This is a genomic window from Pseudomonas sp. FYR_2 (genome assembly GCF_043106425.1).
Taxonomy (GTDB): Bacteria; Pseudomonadota; Gammaproteobacteria; order Pseudomonadales; family Pseudomonadaceae; genus Aquipseudomonas; species Aquipseudomonas monteilii.
Genome location: NZ_JBICMM010000012.1, coordinates 233066 through 248083, shown reverse-complemented (window position 1 = coordinate 248083; position 15018 = coordinate 233066). Strand labels below are relative to the sequence as shown.

Annotated in this window: 15 protein-coding genes; 11 read left to right on the top strand and 4 right to left on the bottom strand. The window is 62.5% G+C overall.

The genetic code is table 11. The features are described 5' to 3' along the window. Positions 1-110 precede the first annotated feature (110 nt). From ACF8R4_RS03030 to ACF8R4_RS03015, 4 genes are all read left to right on the top strand, one after another. Entirely contained in the window at positions 111-1508 is a 1398-nt protein-coding gene (locus ACF8R4_RS03030; RefSeq protein ID WP_104833775.1) for an FAD-binding oxidoreductase, read from the top strand. A 25-nt stretch (positions 1509-1533) separates the two neighbouring features. After that, positions 1534-2199, top strand: coding sequence for a fumarylacetoacetate hydrolase family protein (locus tag ACF8R4_RS03025; RefSeq protein WP_060498106.1), 666 nt, complete (start codon positions 1534-1536; stop codon positions 2197-2199). 182 nt (positions 2200-2381) lie between these two features. Further along, positions 2382-3299, top strand: a complete 918-nt coding sequence (locus ACF8R4_RS03020; RefSeq protein ID WP_164525184.1) for an SdiA-regulated domain-containing protein — start codon at positions 2382-2384, stop codon at positions 3297-3299. A gap of 89 nt (positions 3300-3388) precedes the next feature. Beyond that, a complete protein-coding gene (locus ACF8R4_RS03015) occupies positions 3389-4291 on the top strand; it encodes an SdiA-regulated domain-containing protein (protein ID WP_104833777.1) in 903 nt (300 codons plus the stop codon). A 104-nt stretch (positions 4292-4395) separates the two neighbouring features. Here the strand turns inward: ACF8R4_RS03015 and rpiA are convergent, their stop codons facing one another. Further along, the gene (rpiA, locus tag ACF8R4_RS03010; protein WP_164525183.1) at positions 4396-5070 is read right to left on the bottom strand and encodes a ribose-5-phosphate isomerase RpiA; all 675 of its coding nucleotides are present in this window, start codon (positions 5068-5070) and stop codon (positions 4396-4398) included. A 135-nt stretch (positions 5071-5205) separates the two neighbouring features. Between rpiA and ilvA the strand changes: the two genes are divergently transcribed. Together ilvA and ACF8R4_RS03000 are read left to right on the top strand one after the other, a co-directional pair. Beyond that, positions 5206-6720, top strand: a complete 1515-nt coding sequence (gene ilvA, locus ACF8R4_RS03005) for a threonine ammonia-lyase, biosynthetic (protein ID WP_016712558.1) — start codon at positions 5206-5208, stop codon at positions 6718-6720. 38 nt (positions 6721-6758) lie between these two features. Beyond that, positions 6759-7184 (top strand): DUF2269 domain-containing protein, encoded by a 426-nt coding sequence (locus ACF8R4_RS03000; protein ID WP_060498102.1) that lies wholly within the window; start codon positions 6759-6761, stop codon positions 7182-7184. Positions 7185-7250: 66 nt separating this feature from the next. Here ACF8R4_RS03000 and ACF8R4_RS02995 read toward each other — a convergent pair whose 3' ends face one another. Continuing rightward, positions 7251-7907: an HAD family phosphatase gene (locus ACF8R4_RS02995; RefSeq protein WP_060498101.1), complete on the bottom strand. Its 657-nt coding sequence runs from the start codon at positions 7905-7907 to the stop codon at positions 7251-7253. Positions 7908-8048: 141 nt separating this feature from the next. Here ACF8R4_RS02995 and ACF8R4_RS02990 point away from each other — a divergent pair, with 141 nt between their 5' ends. Both ACF8R4_RS02990 and ptsP read left to right on the top strand, forming a co-directional pair. Next, entirely contained in the window at positions 8049-8528 is a 480-nt protein-coding gene (locus ACF8R4_RS02990; protein ID WP_003249017.1) for an RNA pyrophosphohydrolase, read from the top strand. A gap of 22 nt (positions 8529-8550) precedes the next feature. Next, positions 8551-10830, top strand: coding sequence for a phosphoenolpyruvate--protein phosphotransferase (ptsP, locus tag ACF8R4_RS02985; RefSeq protein WP_110742178.1), 2280 nt, complete (start codon positions 8551-8553; stop codon positions 10828-10830). 72 nt (positions 10831-10902) lie between these two features. On the opposite strand, the gene ACF8R4_RS02980 is transcribed toward ptsP, so the two are convergent. Then, positions 10903-11649 (bottom strand): NRDE family protein, encoded by a 747-nt coding sequence (locus ACF8R4_RS02980; RefSeq protein WP_060498099.1) that lies wholly within the window; start codon positions 11647-11649, stop codon positions 10903-10905. Positions 11650-11778: 129 nt separating this feature from the next. On the opposite strand from ACF8R4_RS02980, the gene ACF8R4_RS02975 reads away from it, so the two are divergent. The 3 genes from ACF8R4_RS02975 to ACF8R4_RS02965 are packed head-to-tail and all read left to right on the top strand — an operon-like array spanning position 11779 to position 14407. After that, entirely contained in the window at positions 11779-12561 is a 783-nt protein-coding gene (locus ACF8R4_RS02975; RefSeq protein ID WP_104833779.1) for a sulfite exporter TauE/SafE family protein, read from the top strand. A 16-nt stretch (positions 12562-12577) separates the two neighbouring features. Next, entirely contained in the window at positions 12578-13384 is an 807-nt protein-coding gene (lgt, locus tag ACF8R4_RS02970; RefSeq protein WP_060498094.1) for a prolipoprotein diacylglyceryl transferase, read from the top strand. Positions 13385-13435: 51 nt separating this feature from the next. Next, complete coding sequence (locus ACF8R4_RS02965) at positions 13436-14407, top strand: thymidylate synthase (RefSeq protein ID WP_060498093.1); 972 nt, start codon at positions 13436-13438, stop codon at positions 14405-14407. Positions 14408-14526: 119 nt separating this feature from the next. Here ACF8R4_RS02965 and cadR read toward each other — a convergent pair whose 3' ends face one another. Next, positions 14527-14970, bottom strand: a complete 444-nt coding sequence (gene cadR / locus ACF8R4_RS02960) for a cadmium resistance transcriptional regulator CadR (RefSeq protein ID WP_016489679.1) — start codon at positions 14968-14970, stop codon at positions 14527-14529. Positions 14971-15018: the final 48 nt, after the last annotated feature.

The window sequence follows — 15018 nt, the reverse complement described above, 5'->3', positions numbered from 1 at the left end:
CTTAGCATGAACAGCGGGAGGGCTATGCTAGCATACGCGACACAATCTGAGCTTATCCCGACAGGTGAAGAGTGCTCAGGGTGACTATGAATAAGTCGAGAGTTCCAGCGATGACCCACCCCGCTGTAATTGAAGAACTGATGACCCTTGTCGACCCTGGCAAGGTCCTGACCGACGCGGCTTCCCTCGAAGCCTATGGCAAGGACTGGACCAAGCATTACCCGCCGGCGCCCAGCGCCATTGTCTTCCCCAAGACGGTAGAACAGGTGCAGGCGATTGTGTGCTGGGCCAATGCGCACAAGGTGGCGCTGGTGCCTTCTGGCGGGCGTACCGGGCTTTCGGCCGGCGCCGTGGCGGCCAATGGCGAGGTGGTCGTTTCTTTCGACTACATGAACCAGATTCTCGACTTCAATGCCTTCGACCGCACCGTGGTCTGCCAGCCGGGGGTGATCACGCGTCAGTTGCAGGCCTACGCCGAAGAACAGGGCCTTTATTACCCAGTGGACTTCGCTTCCAGCGGATCTAGCCAGGTTGGCGGCAATATCGGTACCAATGCCGGCGGGATCAAGGTAATTCGCTATGGCATGACCCGCAACTGGGTGGCCGGGTTGAAAGTGGTCACCGGCAAGGGCGAGCTGCTGGAGTTGAACAAGGACCTTATCAAGAACGCCACCGGCTACGATCTGCGCCAGTTGTTCATTGGTGCCGAAGGCACGCTGGGCTTCGTGGTCGAGGCCACCATGCGGCTGGACCGGGCACCGCGCAACCTCACGGCGATGGTACTGGGCACGCCGGACTTCGACTCGATCATGCCGGTGCTGCATGCCTTTCAGGGCAAGCTGGACCTGACTGCCTTCGAGTTCTTCTCCGACAAGGGGCTGGCCAAGATCCTGGCGCGCGGTGACGTGCCAGCGCCGTTCGAGACCGACTGCCCGTTCTATGCGTTGCTGGAGTTCGAGGCCAGCACCGAGGAGGTGGCCAATGAAGCGTTGGCTACCTTCGAGCACTGCGTCGAGCAAGGCTGGGTGCTGGATGGGGTGATGAGCCAGAGCGATACGCAGCTTAAAAACCTGTGGAAGCTGCGTGAGTACCTGTCGGAAACCATCTCGCACTGGACCCCATACAAAAACGACATTTCCGTCACTGTATCGAAAGTGCCGGCGTTCCTGCGTGATATCGACGCTATCGTCGCAGAGCATTACCCCGACTACGAAGTGGTGTGGTACGGCCACATCGGCGATGGCAACCTGCACCTGAACATCCTCAAGCCCGAGCACATGAGCAAGGATGACTTCTTTGCCTCGTGTACCAAGGTCAACAAGTGGGTGTTCGACATCGTCAAGCGCTACAACGGCTCGATCTCGGCCGAGCACGGCGTGGGCATGACCAAGCGCGACTACCTGGGCTACAGCCGCTCGCCCGAAGAAATCGCCTGCATGAAGGCGATCAAGGCCGTATTCGACCCTAACGGCATCATGAATCCGGGTAAGATCTTCGCACCTGAATAAAAAGCAGTATCCAGAGGAGTCGGCCATGAGTTACCAGCACCAGTACGTAGACGGCACACGCATTCACTTCCCGCTGGGCAAGGTGGTGTGCATCGGCCGTAACTATGCCGAGCATGCCAAGGAACTGGACAACCCGATCCCTACCGAGCCGCTGCTGTTCATCAAGCCAGGCAGCTGCGTGGTGCCGGCCGAAGGCGGCTTCAAGATCCCGGCCGAGCGTGGCTCGGTGCACTATGAGGCGGAAATTGCCGTGCTGCTGGGCAAGCCACTGTCGACTCACCCGAGCGAGGAAGAGGTGCTGGACGCCATTTCCGGTTACGCCCCGGCGCTGGACCTGACCCTGCGCGATGTACAGGCCAAGCTGAAAGAGAAGGGCCTGCCGTGGGAGCTGGCCAAGTGCTTCGACGGCGCCTGTGTGCTGCCGCCGTTCGTCTCGGCTGGCAGCTTCGAGGACGTGACCGACATCCCGGTGCGCCTGACGGTCAACGGCGAAGTACGCCAGGACGGCAACAGCGCGATGATGCTGAACCCGATCGTGCCGATGATCCAGTACATGGCGGCGCATTTTTCGTTGCAGGCGGGGGATGTGATTCTCACCGGCACCCCGGCGGGCGTGGGGCCGTTCAGTGTGGGTGATGAGCTGGTGCTTGAACTGCCGGGTGTAAGCCGCTTCGAAAGCCGGGTGCTCTGAGCGAGAACCGCGTCGCCTTCTTCGCGGGCACGCCCGTTCCCACAGCTACAGCGCCGCCCTTGAGCGTTGCGCAGTTCCTGTGGGAGCGGGCTTGCCCGCGAAGAGGCAGGTCCTGTTTACCGATTTTTCACACTTGATCCGGATAATGCGCGGACCTACGCCCATTTCCCCAGGACCCGCGCATGCCATCACCCTCCGCCCCGGCAACCCCCAAGCGTCGCTTCTACCTGCGCTGGCCCTTCGGCCTGGCCGTGGCAGCGGTGATCGCTTATGGCGTGGCCGTGGCCATGCACTGGGATGACCGCGGTGCGTTGTGGGTAAAAGAAAGCTTCGAAAGCACCGCCGAGCGCAGCGAAAGCGTGTGGTTGCCGGACTACCAGGTAGACATCGATGCCAAGCCGCTGCCAGGCATGGACGATGACGAAGCCTCGGACCTGGCCTTCAACCCACATACCCGTACCTTGTTCGCGGTCATGGGCAAGAACCCGATCCTGGTCGAGCTGAGCCTGGAGGGTGATGTACTGCGCAAGATCCCGCTCAATGGCTGGAACAACCCGGAAGGCGTTGCCGTGCTGGAAGACGGCTACCTGGCCATCACCGACGAGCGCCTGCGTGATCTGACCGTGGTCAAGGTGGATGCACAGACCACGGCGTTGAACCATGACGACTTCCAGAGCTACGACCTGGGCCCGTCGGTGAAAAGCAACAAGGGCTTCGAGGCCGTGGCCTGGGACCCGATGCGCCAGCGCCTGATCATCGGCGAAGAGCGCCCGCCCAAGCTGTACACCTGGAACACCGATGGCCGCAGCCCGCTCAAGGGTGAGAAGCAGCCTTTGCCCAGCGATGAACTCGACCTGCGCAACCTCTCGGCGCTGGGTGTCGACCCGCGTACCGGCCACCTGCTGGTGCTCTCGGCCGACTCCAACATGCTGCTGGAGCTGGACGAACAGGGCCAGCAGGTCAGTTTCATGACCTTGCTTGGCGGCTTCAACGGGCTTGAAGGCACCATCCCGCGTGCTGAGGGCGTGGCCATGGACGACAAGGGCAACCTGTATATGGTCAGTGAGCCAGCGCTGTTCTATCGCTTCAAGAAAAACTGACAGCATCTTCGGACTTGCCTGACGCTGGCATTAAGCTTTGCTTCAGCCGTTAATGGTTAGATTCGCCACCCCTGTGTCGAGTCTGCCTTATGCGCCGTTTTGTTCGCCTGTTTCTGATTCTTATCGCCCTCGGCCTACTCCTGCTTGGCTGGGCCGGGCAGGAGTTTCGCCTGTTCGAGCGTGGCTGGTTCAACCTAAAAACCTGGTGGCAGCCCGCCGAGCAGAGCATTGGCCTGGACCGCTACCGGGTGGTGGTGGAGGCCAAGCTGGTCGAAGGCCTGGATGATGACATCTCGGCGCTGACCTACGACCCCGACCGTAAGACCCTGTTCACCGTTACCAATGCCCGTTCGGAGCTGATCGAGCTGTCGCTGGATGGCCGCATCCTGCGCCGCGTGCCATTGACCGGGTTTGGCGACCCGGAAGCCGTGGAGTACGTGGGGCCCAACAGCTATGTAATCACCGACGAGCGCCAACAGCGGCTGATTCGCGTACGGCTGGAAGACGACACGATGTTCCTTGATGCCGGTGACGCCGAGCAGCTTAGCCTGGGCATTGGCCTGAACGGCAACAAGGGTTTCGAGGGGCTGGCCTACGATTCGGCGGGTAAGCGCTTGTTCGTGGCCAAGGAGCGTGATCCGATGCTGATCTACGAGGTGCACGGCTTCCCGCATGACAACCCGGAAAAGCCTTACGCGGTGCATGTGGTGCAAGACCGCAAACGCGATGCGCGGCTATTTGTGCGGGATTTGTCGAGTTTGCAGTTCGATGAGCGCAGCGGGCACTTGCTGGCGCTTTCGGACGAATCGCGCCTGGTGCTGGAGCTGGATGTTGAAGGCAGGCCGCTGAGCACCTTGTCGTTGCGCAAGGGCTTCCAGGGGTTGCAGGCGACGGTGCCGCAGGCAGAGGGGATTGCAATGGATGAGGCGGGGACCATCTACCTGGTCAGTGAGCCGAATCTGTTTTATGTGTTCAAACAACCGGCTGATTGATTGCCTGTCCTGGCCTATTCGCGGGCAAGCCCGCTCCCAGAGATACTTCACAGGGTTTGAAACCTGCGCAATTCCTGTAGGAGCGGGCTTGCCCGCGAAGAAGGTTACTTGGCCTTGAGGGCTTTCACGCCTTCAGCGGTACCCAGTAGCAGCAAATCCGCCGGCCGCGCTGCGAACAGGCCGTTGGTCACCACGCCAACGATGGCGTTGATCTGCGCTTCAAGCTCCACCGGGTTGGTGATCTGCAGGTTGTGCACGTCGAGGATCACGTTGCCGTTGTCGGTCACCACACCCTCGCGATACACCGGGTCGCCGCCCAGCTTCACCAGTTGGCGAGCTACATGGCTGCGGGCCATCGGGATCACTTCGACCGGCAGCGGGAAGGCGCCCAGCACCGGTACCAGCTTGCTGCCGTCGGCGATGCAGATGAAGGTCTTGGCCACGGCCGCGACGATCTTCTCACGGGTCAGGGCCGCGCCACCGCCTTTGATCAGGTTCAGGTGCGCGTCGCTTTCGTCGGCGCCGTCCACGTAGAACTCCAGCTCGCTGACGCTGTTCAGCTCGTAGACCGGGATACCATGGCCTTTCAGGCGCTGTGCGGTGGCTTCGGAGCTGGCGACTGCGCCGTCGAAGGCGGTCTTGTGCTGAGCCAGGGCGTCGATGAAGAAGTTGGCGGTCGAACCGGTACCGACGCCGACAACGCTCTTTTCATCCAGCTTGGGCAGAATGAAGTCGACAGCGGCCTGGGCGACGGCCTGTTTGAGTTGGTCCTGGGTCATGCGGGCTCCGAAAAGGGGCAGGGCGGTTTTCAAAGTTGCCTAGTATAACGGCTTGGGCGGCTTTGCTGTGGTCGCCCGACGTAGCGCTGGGGTAGACTCCCAGCCCTCGTCCCGCGGCCCAGTGATGCTTTCCCGATGCTCGAACAGTACGTCAAGAAGATCCTCACCTCGCGCGTCTATGACGTTGCCGTCGAAACCCCGTTGCAGAGCGCCGGGCAGCTGAGCAAGCGCCTGGGCAACCAGATTCTGCTCAAGCGTGAAGACCTGCAGCCGGTGTTCTCGTTCAAGATCCGTGGGGCGTACAACAAGCTGGCCCAGCTGAGCCCGGAGGAGCTGGCCCGTGGCGTGGTTACCGCCTCGGCGGGCAACCACGCCCAAGGCCTGGCCCTGGCCGCGCGCGAGATGGGCATCAAGGCCACCATCGTGATGCCCAAGACGACTCCTGAGATCAAGGTCGAAGGTGTGCGTTCGCGCGGTGGCAAGGTGGTGCTGCATGGCGACTCGTTCCCTGAGGCGCTGGCCTATTCGCTGAAGCTGGTGGATGAAAAGGGCTTTGTCTACGTCCACCCCTACGATGACCCGCACACCATTGCTGGGCAGGGCACCGTGGCCATGGAAATCCTGCGCCAGCACCCTGGCCAGCTGGACGCGATCTTCGTGCCTGTGGGGGGCGGCGGCTTGATCGCCGGCATTGCTGCGTACGTGAAGTACCTGCGCCCCGAAATCAAGGTGATCGGCGTGGAGCCGGACGACTCCAACTGCCTGCAGGCGGCCATGGCGGCCGGCGAGCGCGTAGTGTTGCCACAGGTCGGGTTGTTCGCCGACGGCGTGGCGGTGGCCCAGATCGGCCAGCACACCTTCGATATCTGCCGTCACCATGTGGATGAGGTGGTGACGGTCAGCACTGATGAAATCTGTGCGGCAATCAAGGATATCTACGACGATACCCGCTCGATCACCGAACCTGCCGGCGCTCTGGGCGTGGCGGGCATCAAGAAGTATGTCGAGCTGTACGGCGTGACCGGGCAGACTCTGGTGGCTATCGATTCCGGGGCCAACGTCAACTTCGACCGCCTGCGCCATGTGGCCGAGCGTGCCGAGCTGGGTGAAAAGCGCGAGGCGATCATCGCCGTGACCATCCCCGAGCGCCCGGGCAGCTTCAAGGCGTTCTGTGAGGCCATCGGCAAGCGCCAGATCACCGAGTTCAACTACCGCAAGCACACCTCTGACGAGGCGCACATCTTCGTCGGCGTGCAGACCCACCCGGAAAACGACCCGCGAGCGGCGCTGGTGCAGCACCTGACCGAGCAGGGCTTCCCGGTTACCGACTTGACCGACAACGAACTGGCCAAGCTGCACATTCGCCACATGGTCGGCGGCCATTCGGCCGGTGCCAGCGATGAGATGGTGCTGCGCTTCGAGTTCCCCGAGCGGCCGGGGGCGCTGTTCAACTTCCTCAACAAGCTGGGCGGGCGCTGGAACATCTCGATGTTCCATTACCGCAACCATGGCGCGGCTGACGGGCGTGTGGTGGCGGGGTTGCAGGTGCCGGAGGACGAGCGCCACCTGGTGCCGGCGGCGTTGGCCAAGATCGGTTATCCCTACTGGGATGAGACCGAGAACCCGGCGTACAAGCTGTTCCTGGGTTGAGCGGCTAAGCTTGGCTTATTGCTCAAGGATGTGAAGACATGGAACACCTGACCACCCTCAAGACCTTGCACATGATTGCCACCGCCCTGCTGCTTCTGGGCGCTCTGGGCCTGGCGATCTGGACCGTGCGCGCCCGCAGGCAAGGCGATGCCGAGGCCTATGCCAAGCTGCTGCGTCGACCGCTGGTGTTTGTCTGGCTGGTCATGGGCCTGTGCCTGGTGAGCATGCCATTTACCGGCTGGTGGCTGGTGCACCTCGTGGGCTGGCCGCTGGGGCAGACCTGGGTGCTGGCGTCCAGCATCATCTATACCGTTGGCGCGTTTGCCGTGTGGTGGCTGTTGGTGCGGCTGAACCGGCTGCGCAAGGCCGAGGTGGTGGGGTTGAGGTTTACCCTGGCGCTGGCGGTGTTCAGCGGGGTTTGTCTCCTGTCCATTGCCGGGTTGATGGGCGCAAAGCCAGTCTGATAACCCTGTGCTGTATGTTCCGGCCTCTTCGCGGGCATGCCCGCGAAGAGGCCGGAACAGGAATACTCAGTCCCTGAGCGAAACCACCGGCCACCCACGCTCCTCAGCCTCGGCCCGAAGATTCGGGTCCGGGTCCACCGCCACCGCATGCGTCACCCGCTGCAACAGCGGCAAATCATTCATCGAGTCGCTATAGAAATAGCTGTCCTCAAGATCAAAGCCGTTCTCCAGCATCCAGCGCTCCAGCCGCGTCACCTTCCCTTCACGGAAACACGGTATATCGGTACTGCGCCCGGTATAGCGACCGTCACCCATTTCGCATTCAGTCGCCAACAACACCTTCACCCCAAGGCGCCGGGCAATCGGTGCGGTAACGAAGCGGTTGGTAGCGGTAATGATCACCAGCTGGTCGCCGGCTTCACGGTGTTGCTGCAGCAAGGCGAGGGCCTTGGGCAGGATGATTGGCTCGATGCAGTCGCGCATGAAGTCGCGGTGCCATGCGTCCAGCTGGGCTTTGGGCGTTGCTGCCAGGATCTCCATGGAGAAGGCCAGGTAGGCCTGCAGGTCCAGGGTGCCGTTGAGGTAGTCCTGGTAGAAGCCATCGTTGCGCTGCTTGTAGGCAACCGGGTCAAGGATGCCGCGCTGGCACAGGTAGTCACCCCAGGCATGGTCGCTGTCGCCACCGAGGAGGGTATTGTCCAGGTCGAATAAAGCCAGGGGCATTGCGGTCACTCGTATCAGCCTCAGGGTAGGCCAGCAGAATACGGAGTTTTCACGCTGCTGCACATAAGCTTGGCGGGCGCGTTGCTGCGCTCGCAAGCTTTGTGGAACAATGCGGTGACATGCGTTTGCGAGGTTGCTGCCGTGATCGACCCGGATGGTTTTCGCCCCAATGTCGGGATCATTCTCACGAATGATGCCGGGCAGGTGCTATGGGCTCGACGGATCAACCAGGATGCCTGGCAGTTCCCCCAGGGTGGTATAAACCCTGACGAGACGCCGGAAGATGCCCTGTACCGCGAGCTGAACGAAGAAGTTGGCCTTGAACGCGATGATGTGGAAATTCTTGCCTGCACCCGCGGCTGGTTGCGTTATCGTTTACCCCAGCGACTGGTCCGAACCCACAGCCAGCCGCTGTGCATCGGCCAGAAGCAGAAGTGGTTCCTGCTGCGCCTGGTCAGCAACGAACAGCGGGTGCGGATGGACCTGACCGGCAAGCCGGAATTCGACGGCTGGCGCTGGGTGAGCTATTGGTACCCGCTGGGCCAGGTTGTGACATTCAAGCGCGAGGTGTACCGGCGCGCCCTGAAAGAGCTAGCACCGCGTCTGCTGACGCGCGACTGACGACGGAGTTCGACCCCGAGCCATGCTCAATACGCTGCGCAAGATCGTCCAGGAAGTAAACTCCGCCAAAGATCTCAAGTCGGCGTTGGGGATCATTGTCTTGCGCGTCAAGGAGGCCATGGGCAGCCAGGTCTGCTCGGTCTATCTGCTCGACCCGGAAACCAACCGCTTCGTGCTGATGGCCACCGAAGGCCTGAACAAGCGCTCAATCGGCAAGGTCAGCATGGCCCCCAACGAAGGCCTGGTCGGCCTGGTCGGTACCCGGGAAGAGCCGCTGAACCTGGAAAACGCCGCCGACCACCCGCGTTACCGCTACTTTGCCGAAACCGGTGAAGAAAAATTCGCCTCCTTCCTCGGTGCGCCGATCATCCACCACCGCCGCGTGGTCGGGGTGTTGGTCATCCAGCAGAAGGAGCGCCGCCAGTTCGACGAGGGCGAAGAAGCCTTCTTGGTCACCATGAGCGCCCAGCTTGCCGGGGTTATCGCCCACGCCGAGGCCACCGGTTCGATCCGTGGCCTGGGCCGCCAGGGTAAAGGTATCCAGGAAGCCCGCTTCGTCGGTGTGCCAGGCTCGCCTGGTGCCGCCGTGGGCCGCGCGGTGGTGATGCTGCCACCTGCCGACCTGGAAGTGGTGCCGGACAAGACCGTCGATGACATCGACGCCGAACTCAAGCTGTTCCAGAACGCCCTTGAAGGCGTGCGCGACGACATGCGCAAGCTGTCGGCCAAGCTGGCCACTCAGCTGCGCCCGGAAGAGCGCGCGTTGTTCGATGTGTACCTGATGATGCTCGAAGACGCGGCCCTGGGCGGTGAGGTGACCGAGGTCATCAAGACCGGCCAGTGGGCCCAGGGCGCGCTACGTCAGGTGGTCGGCGAGCACGTCAACCGCTTCGAGCTGATGGACGATGACTACCTGCGCGAGCGCGCTTCCGACGTCAAGGACTTGGGCCGGCGCCTGTTGGCCTACCTGCAGGAAGCCCGCTCGCAGTCGCTGGTGTACGCCGACAACACCATCCTGGTCAGTGAGGAGCTGACCCCGGCCATGCTCGGCGAAGTGCCGGAAGGCAAGCTGGCTGGCCTGGTCTCGGTGCTGGGCTCGGGCAACTCGCACGTTGCTATCCTGGCTCGCGCCATGGGCATCCCCACGGTGATGGGCCTGGTCGACCTGCCGTATTCCAAGGTCGACGGCATCGAGCTGATTGTCGATGGCTACAAGGGGGAAGTCTTTACCAACCCGAGCGAAGTGCTGCGTAAGCAGTACAGCGACGTGGTCGAGGAAGAACGCCAGCTGGCCCAGGGCCTGGACGCCCTGCGCGAACTGCCCTGCGTCACCCCGGACGGCCACCGCATGCCGCTGTGGGTCAACACCGGCTTGCTGGCCGACGTGGCCCGTGCCCAGCAGCGTGGCGCCGAAGGGGTTGGTTTGTACCGTACCGAAGTGCCGTTCATGATCAACCAGCGCTTCCCCAGCGAGAAGGAGCAGCTGGCCATCTACCGCGAGCAGCTGGCGGCCTTCCACCCGCTGCCGGTGACCATGCGCACCCTGGACATTGGCGGTGATAAGGCACTCTCGTACTTCCCGATCAAGGAAGAAAACCCCTTCCTCGGCTGGCGCGGCATCCGCGTCACCCTCGACCACCCGGAAATCTTCCTGGTGCAGACCCGCGCCATGCTCAAGGCCAGCGAGGGCCTGAACAACCTGCGCATTCTGCTGCCGATGATCTCCGGCATCCACGAGCTGGAAGAAGCCCTGCACCTGATCCACCGCGCCTGGGGTGAGGTGCGTGACGAAGGCACCGATGTGCCGATGCCGCCGGTGGGCGTGATGGTGGAAATTCCAGCGGCGGTGTACCAGACCAAGGAACTGGCGCGGCAGGTGGACTTCCTGTCGGTGGGGTCCAACGACCTGACCCAGTACCTGCTGGCGGTGGACCGCAACAACCCACGGGTTGCCGACCTTTACGACTACCTGCACCCGGCGGTGCTGCAAGCGTTGAACACGGTAGTGCGCGACGCCCATGGCGAAGGCAAGCCGGTGAGCATCTGCGGTGAGATGGCCGGTGACCCGGCGGCGGCGATCCTGTTGATGGCCATGGGTTTCGACAGCTTGTCGATGAACGCCACCAACCTGCCGAAAGTGAAGTGGATGCTGCGCCAGGTGAACATGGGTAAGGCCAAGGAGCTGTTGGCTGAAGCCTTGAGCCATGACAACCCGCAGGTTATCCACAGCTCGCTGCAGCTGGCGCTGAAGAACCTTGGGTTGGCGCGGATGATTGGGCCTGGGGCCAATAAAACACTTTGAATGTGAGGTTGCCTGTTCCGACCCTTTCGCGGGTAAACCCGCGAAGAGGCCCGCACAGGCAGCATCAAATAATCAGACAAACACCTCAACTTCCCCCAAGTGCCCACCAAATGGTCCGAAGCTGCGCTCAACCAGCTGCCTTCGTCCCTGATCATCCACAATCAGCACCGTACTGGCCCGCGTCCCATAATTCTGGCTGGCAATAAACACACTCGACAGCAACTTCTCGGTCGCTACCCCAACGCCTGTCTCAGGTAGATCACCATCCGCCGCAGGCTCGTTATCTGCCAGCAACGCCAGCAACCGGTGCGGTTCCGGCATTTCCAGCAATCCTTCCAGCCCACGGCGCGCCTTCACCAACTTCGGCCACGGCGTGTCCAGCCCGGCATTGGAAAGCCCGTAAACCCCCGCCTCCAGCAGGCGCGGCGTGGCATCCCGGGCATGCAGGTAACCCAGCTGCTGCCCATCGCCCACCAACAGGTTGAACCCCGAATACTGCCCATTGCGGCTGGCCACCTGGTCCAGGTAAGCCTCGACCCCCAAGTCGCCTTTCAGATACGCCGCCACCAGCTCGCCCCGTGAGCGCGGCCCCACCGCCTGACCCGGGTCACGGATATTGGTCAACGCGGCAAAGCGCCCCTGCGGCCCCACGCCCAGCCAGGTGCCACCGGCTTCCAGGTCGCGGCCGGCATGCACGCCGAGGGCATCCTCCCAGGCCGCCAAGGCCTGGGTGGGGCGGGCATAGAACTCGTCGCGGTTGGCCGCGACGATCAGCGGCAGGGCATGCCCCGGCCGCCAGGCGAATACGATCAGGCACATTGGTCGGGCCTCTGTGTTTTATGCCACTGTACCCACAGCGGCGGGGCGGATCCATCCTGTCACAGAGTTCACTAGAGCCCTGAGCCCGGCTTCCGTTACCATGCCGGATTGTTTTGCTGGGGAAGCCGAATGGAATTCGTGCTCTATCTGCTGTTGGGCGCCTGTGCCGGTGTGCTGGCCGGGCTGTTTGGCGTGGGCGGCGGCATCATCATCGTGCCGGTGCTGGTGTTCAGCTTCACCTTGCAGGGCTTCGATGCCTCGGTGCTGACCCACCTGGCCGTCGGCACGTCGCTGGCCACCATCGTCTTTACCTCGATCAACGCCGTGCTCGAGCACCAGCGCAAAGGTGCCGTGCAATGGCCGATCTTCGCCTGGATGACCCTCGGCATCCTCATTGGCGCCGGCATCGGTGCCAAGACGGCCTCGCTGATCCAGGGCCCGCTGCTGCAGAAGATCATCGGCGTGTTCGCCCTGGTCATCGCCGCGCAGATGGCCCTGGACCTCAAGCCCAAGGCCAGCCGTGGCATCCCCGGCAAGCCCGCGTTGATCGGCGCGGGCGGGGTGATTGGCTGGGCCTCGGCCATTTTCGGCATTGGCGGCGGTTCGCTGACCGTGCCGTTCCTGACTTGGCGCAGCCTGCCCATGCAGCAGGCAGTGGCCACGTCCTCGGCCTGTGGCCTGCCGATTGCCGTGGCCAGTGCCTTGAGCTTCATGCTACTGGGCTGGCACGAAGAGCACCTGCCACCCCATAGCCTGGGCTACGTGTACCTGCCGGCGCTGGTCGGCATTGCCGTGACCAGCATGTTTTTCGCCCGCTTTGGCGCGCGCCTGGCGCACAAGCTGTCGCCCCGTTTGTTGAAGCGCCTGTTCGCAGCACTGCTGTTCTGTGTCGGCCTCAGCTTTTTGATTTGAATCGAGAGGAAGTTCCATGCTGCCTTACCCGCAGATAGACCCCGTGGCCGTGGCCCTCGGGCCGCTGAAAATCCACTGGTACGGCCTGATGTACCTGATCGGCATCGGCGGCGCCTGGCTGCTGGCCTCGCGCCGGCTGAACCGCTTTGACCCTACCTGGTCGCGTGAGAAGCTGTCCGACCTGGTGTTCTGGCTGTCGATGGGGGTAATTGTCGGCGGGCGATTGGGCTATGTGCTGTTCTATGACCTGCACCAGTACCTGGCCAACCCGACGCTGATCTTCGAGGTGTGGAAGGGCGGCATGTCGTTCCATGGCGGCTTCATTGGCGTAATGCTGGCGGCCTTGTGGTTTGGCAAGCGCAACAACAAGTCGTTCTTCGAACTGATGGATTTCGTCGCCCCACTGGTGCCGATCGGCCTGGGCGCCGGGCGTATCGGTAACTTCATCAACGCCGAACTGTGGGGCAAGCCTACCGACGTGCCATGGGCGATGATTTTCCCGCCGTTCAGCGACCCGGCGCAGTTGCCGCGCCACCCGTCGCAGCTCTACCAGTTCGCCCTTGAGGGTGTGGCGCTGTTCGTCATCCTCTGGCTGTTCTCGCGCAAGCCACGGCCGACCATGGCGGTATCGGGCATGTTCGCGTTGTTCTACGGCATCTTCCGCTTCATCGTCGAATTCGTCCGCGTACCGGATGCCCAGCTGGGTTACATTGCCTGGGGCTGGCTGACCATGGGTCAGATTCTGTGCGTGCCGATGATCCTGGCTGGCCTCGGCCTGATCTGGTGGGCTTATAATCGCAAGCCCACGGCGAAACCCGCCTGATTAATCCCACGGCAGGGGCGATCCCCCTGCCGTTTTTGCTACAGGTAAGCCATGAAACAGTATCTGGACCTGGTCCGCGACGTTATCGACAACGGCACGCTGCAGGAAAACCGCACCGGCATCCGCACCATCAGCCTGCCGGGCGCGATGCTGCGCTTCGACCTGCAGAAGGGCTTTCCGGCCATCACCACGCGCAAGCTTGCGTTCAAGTCGGCGATTGGCGAAATGGTCGGTTTCCTGCGTGGCGTGAAGAACGCCGGTGAATTCCGCGAGCTGGGCTGCAAGGTGTGGGACCAGAACGCCAACGAGAACGCCCAGTGGCTGGCCAACCCGTTCCGCCAGGGCCATGACGACCTGGGCGAGATCTACGGCGTGCAATGGCGCCAGTGGCCGGGCTACAAACGCATCCCGCTGAGCAACCCGGCGGCCATCGAAATGGCCGAAAAGGCAGGCTTCCGTCGCATTGCTCAGGACGAAGAGGACGGCGTCGCGTTCGTCATCCTGTACAAGGCCATCGACCAGGTGCGCCAGTGCTTGGACACCATCGCCAACGACCCAGGCAGCCGCCGCATCCTGTTCCACGGCTGGAACTGCGCGCAGCTGGACGAAATGGCCCTGCCGCCGTGCCACCTGCTGTACCAGTTCCACCCGAATGTAGAGACCAGGGAAATCTCCCTGACCCTTTACATCCGCTCCAACGACCTGGGCCTGGGCACGCCGTTCAACCTCACCGAAGGCGCGGCGCTGCTGTCGCTGTTCGGCCGCCTGACCGGGTATACCCCGCGCTGGTTCACCTACTTCATCGGCGATGCCCATGTGTATGAAAACCACCTGGACATGCTGAACGAGCAACTCAAGCGCGAGCCGCTGGAGGCGCCGAAGCTGGTGATCAGTGATCGCGTGCCGGCGTTTGCCGAGACCGGCAAGTATGAGCCGGAGTGGCTGGAAAAGATCGAGCCGAGTGATTTCTGGCTGGAAGGGTATGAGCACCATGCGCCGATGACGGCGCCGATGGCGGTCTGAAAGACCTTTACTGCCTGAACTGGCCTCTTCGCGGGTAAACCCGCTCCCACAGGGACCGCGCCGCAGTTGAAGGCTGCGCTGTACCTGTGGGAGCGGTCTTGCCCGCGAATGCTTTCAGGTCAATGCCCGTGGCTTCGCCCTACATGCGAATGCTCGGTATCCGGCACCGATACCGCCCCGTTCGTCTCCAGTTGCTGCAAGATCGCGCACTCACTCCCCTGCGCATTGCAGCGCCGCCGCAGCTCCACCAGCTGCTCCTGCAACGCCACCAAGCCATCGATCCGCGCCTGCACATGCTCGATATGCTCGTCGATCAGCGCATTGACGCTGCCGCATGAGTCATCCGGGCTGTCGCGCAGCCGCAACAGGCTGCGGATTTCGTCCAGGGTCATGTCCAGGGTGCGGCAGTTGCGGATGAAGGTCAGCCGCTCGACGTGGGCCTGGGTATACAGCCGGTAGTTGCCTTCGGTGCGCGCAGGCTCGGGCAAAAGGTTTTCACGCTCGTAGTAGCGGATGGTTTCCACCGCGCAGTCTGTGGCTTTGGCCAGTTCTCCGATCTTCATCACGAAATCTCCAGCAAATGGCTTGACCCTATAGTGGCTACAGGGTGT

Excerpts from the sequence above, each read along its gene's own strand:
- ACF8R4_RS03030 (WP_104833775.1), top strand. The coding sequence starts at position 111 with ATGACCCACCCCGCTGTAATTGAAGAACTGATGACCCTTGTCGACCCT.
- ACF8R4_RS03025 (WP_060498106.1), top strand. The coding sequence starts at position 1,534 with ATGAGTTACCAGCACCAGTACGTAGACGGCACACGCATTCACTTCCCG.
- ACF8R4_RS03020 (WP_164525184.1), top strand. The coding sequence starts at position 2,382 with ATGCCATCACCCTCCGCCCCGGCAACCCCCAAGCGTCGCTTCTACCTG.
- ACF8R4_RS03015 (WP_104833777.1), top strand. The coding sequence starts at position 3,389 with ATGCGCCGTTTTGTTCGCCTGTTTCTGATTCTTATCGCCCTCGGCCTA.
- rpiA (WP_164525183.1), bottom strand. The coding sequence starts at position 5,070 with ATGACCCAGGACCAACTCAAACAGGCCGTCGCCCAGGCCGCTGTCGAC.
- ilvA (WP_016712558.1), top strand. The coding sequence starts at position 5,206 with ATGCTCGAACAGTACGTCAAGAAGATCCTCACCTCGCGCGTCTATGAC.
- ACF8R4_RS03000 (WP_060498102.1), top strand. The coding sequence starts at position 6,759 with ATGGAACACCTGACCACCCTCAAGACCTTGCACATGATTGCCACCGCC.
- ACF8R4_RS02995 (WP_060498101.1), bottom strand. The coding sequence starts at position 7,907 with ATGCCCCTGGCTTTATTCGACCTGGACAATACCCTCCTCGGTGGCGAC.
- ptsP (WP_110742178.1), top strand. The coding sequence starts at position 8,551 with ATGCTCAATACGCTGCGCAAGATCGTCCAGGAAGTAAACTCCGCCAAA.
- ACF8R4_RS02980 (WP_060498099.1), bottom strand. The coding sequence starts at position 11,649 with ATGTGCCTGATCGTATTCGCCTGGCGGCCGGGGCATGCCCTGCCGCTG.
- ACF8R4_RS02975 (WP_104833779.1), top strand. The coding sequence starts at position 11,779 with ATGGAATTCGTGCTCTATCTGCTGTTGGGCGCCTGTGCCGGTGTGCTG.
- lgt (WP_060498094.1), top strand. The coding sequence starts at position 12,578 with ATGCTGCCTTACCCGCAGATAGACCCCGTGGCCGTGGCCCTCGGGCCG.
- ACF8R4_RS02965 (WP_060498093.1), top strand. The coding sequence starts at position 13,436 with ATGAAACAGTATCTGGACCTGGTCCGCGACGTTATCGACAACGGCACG.
- cadR (WP_016489679.1), bottom strand. The coding sequence starts at position 14,970 with ATGAAGATCGGAGAACTGGCCAAAGCCACAGACTGCGCGGTGGAAACC.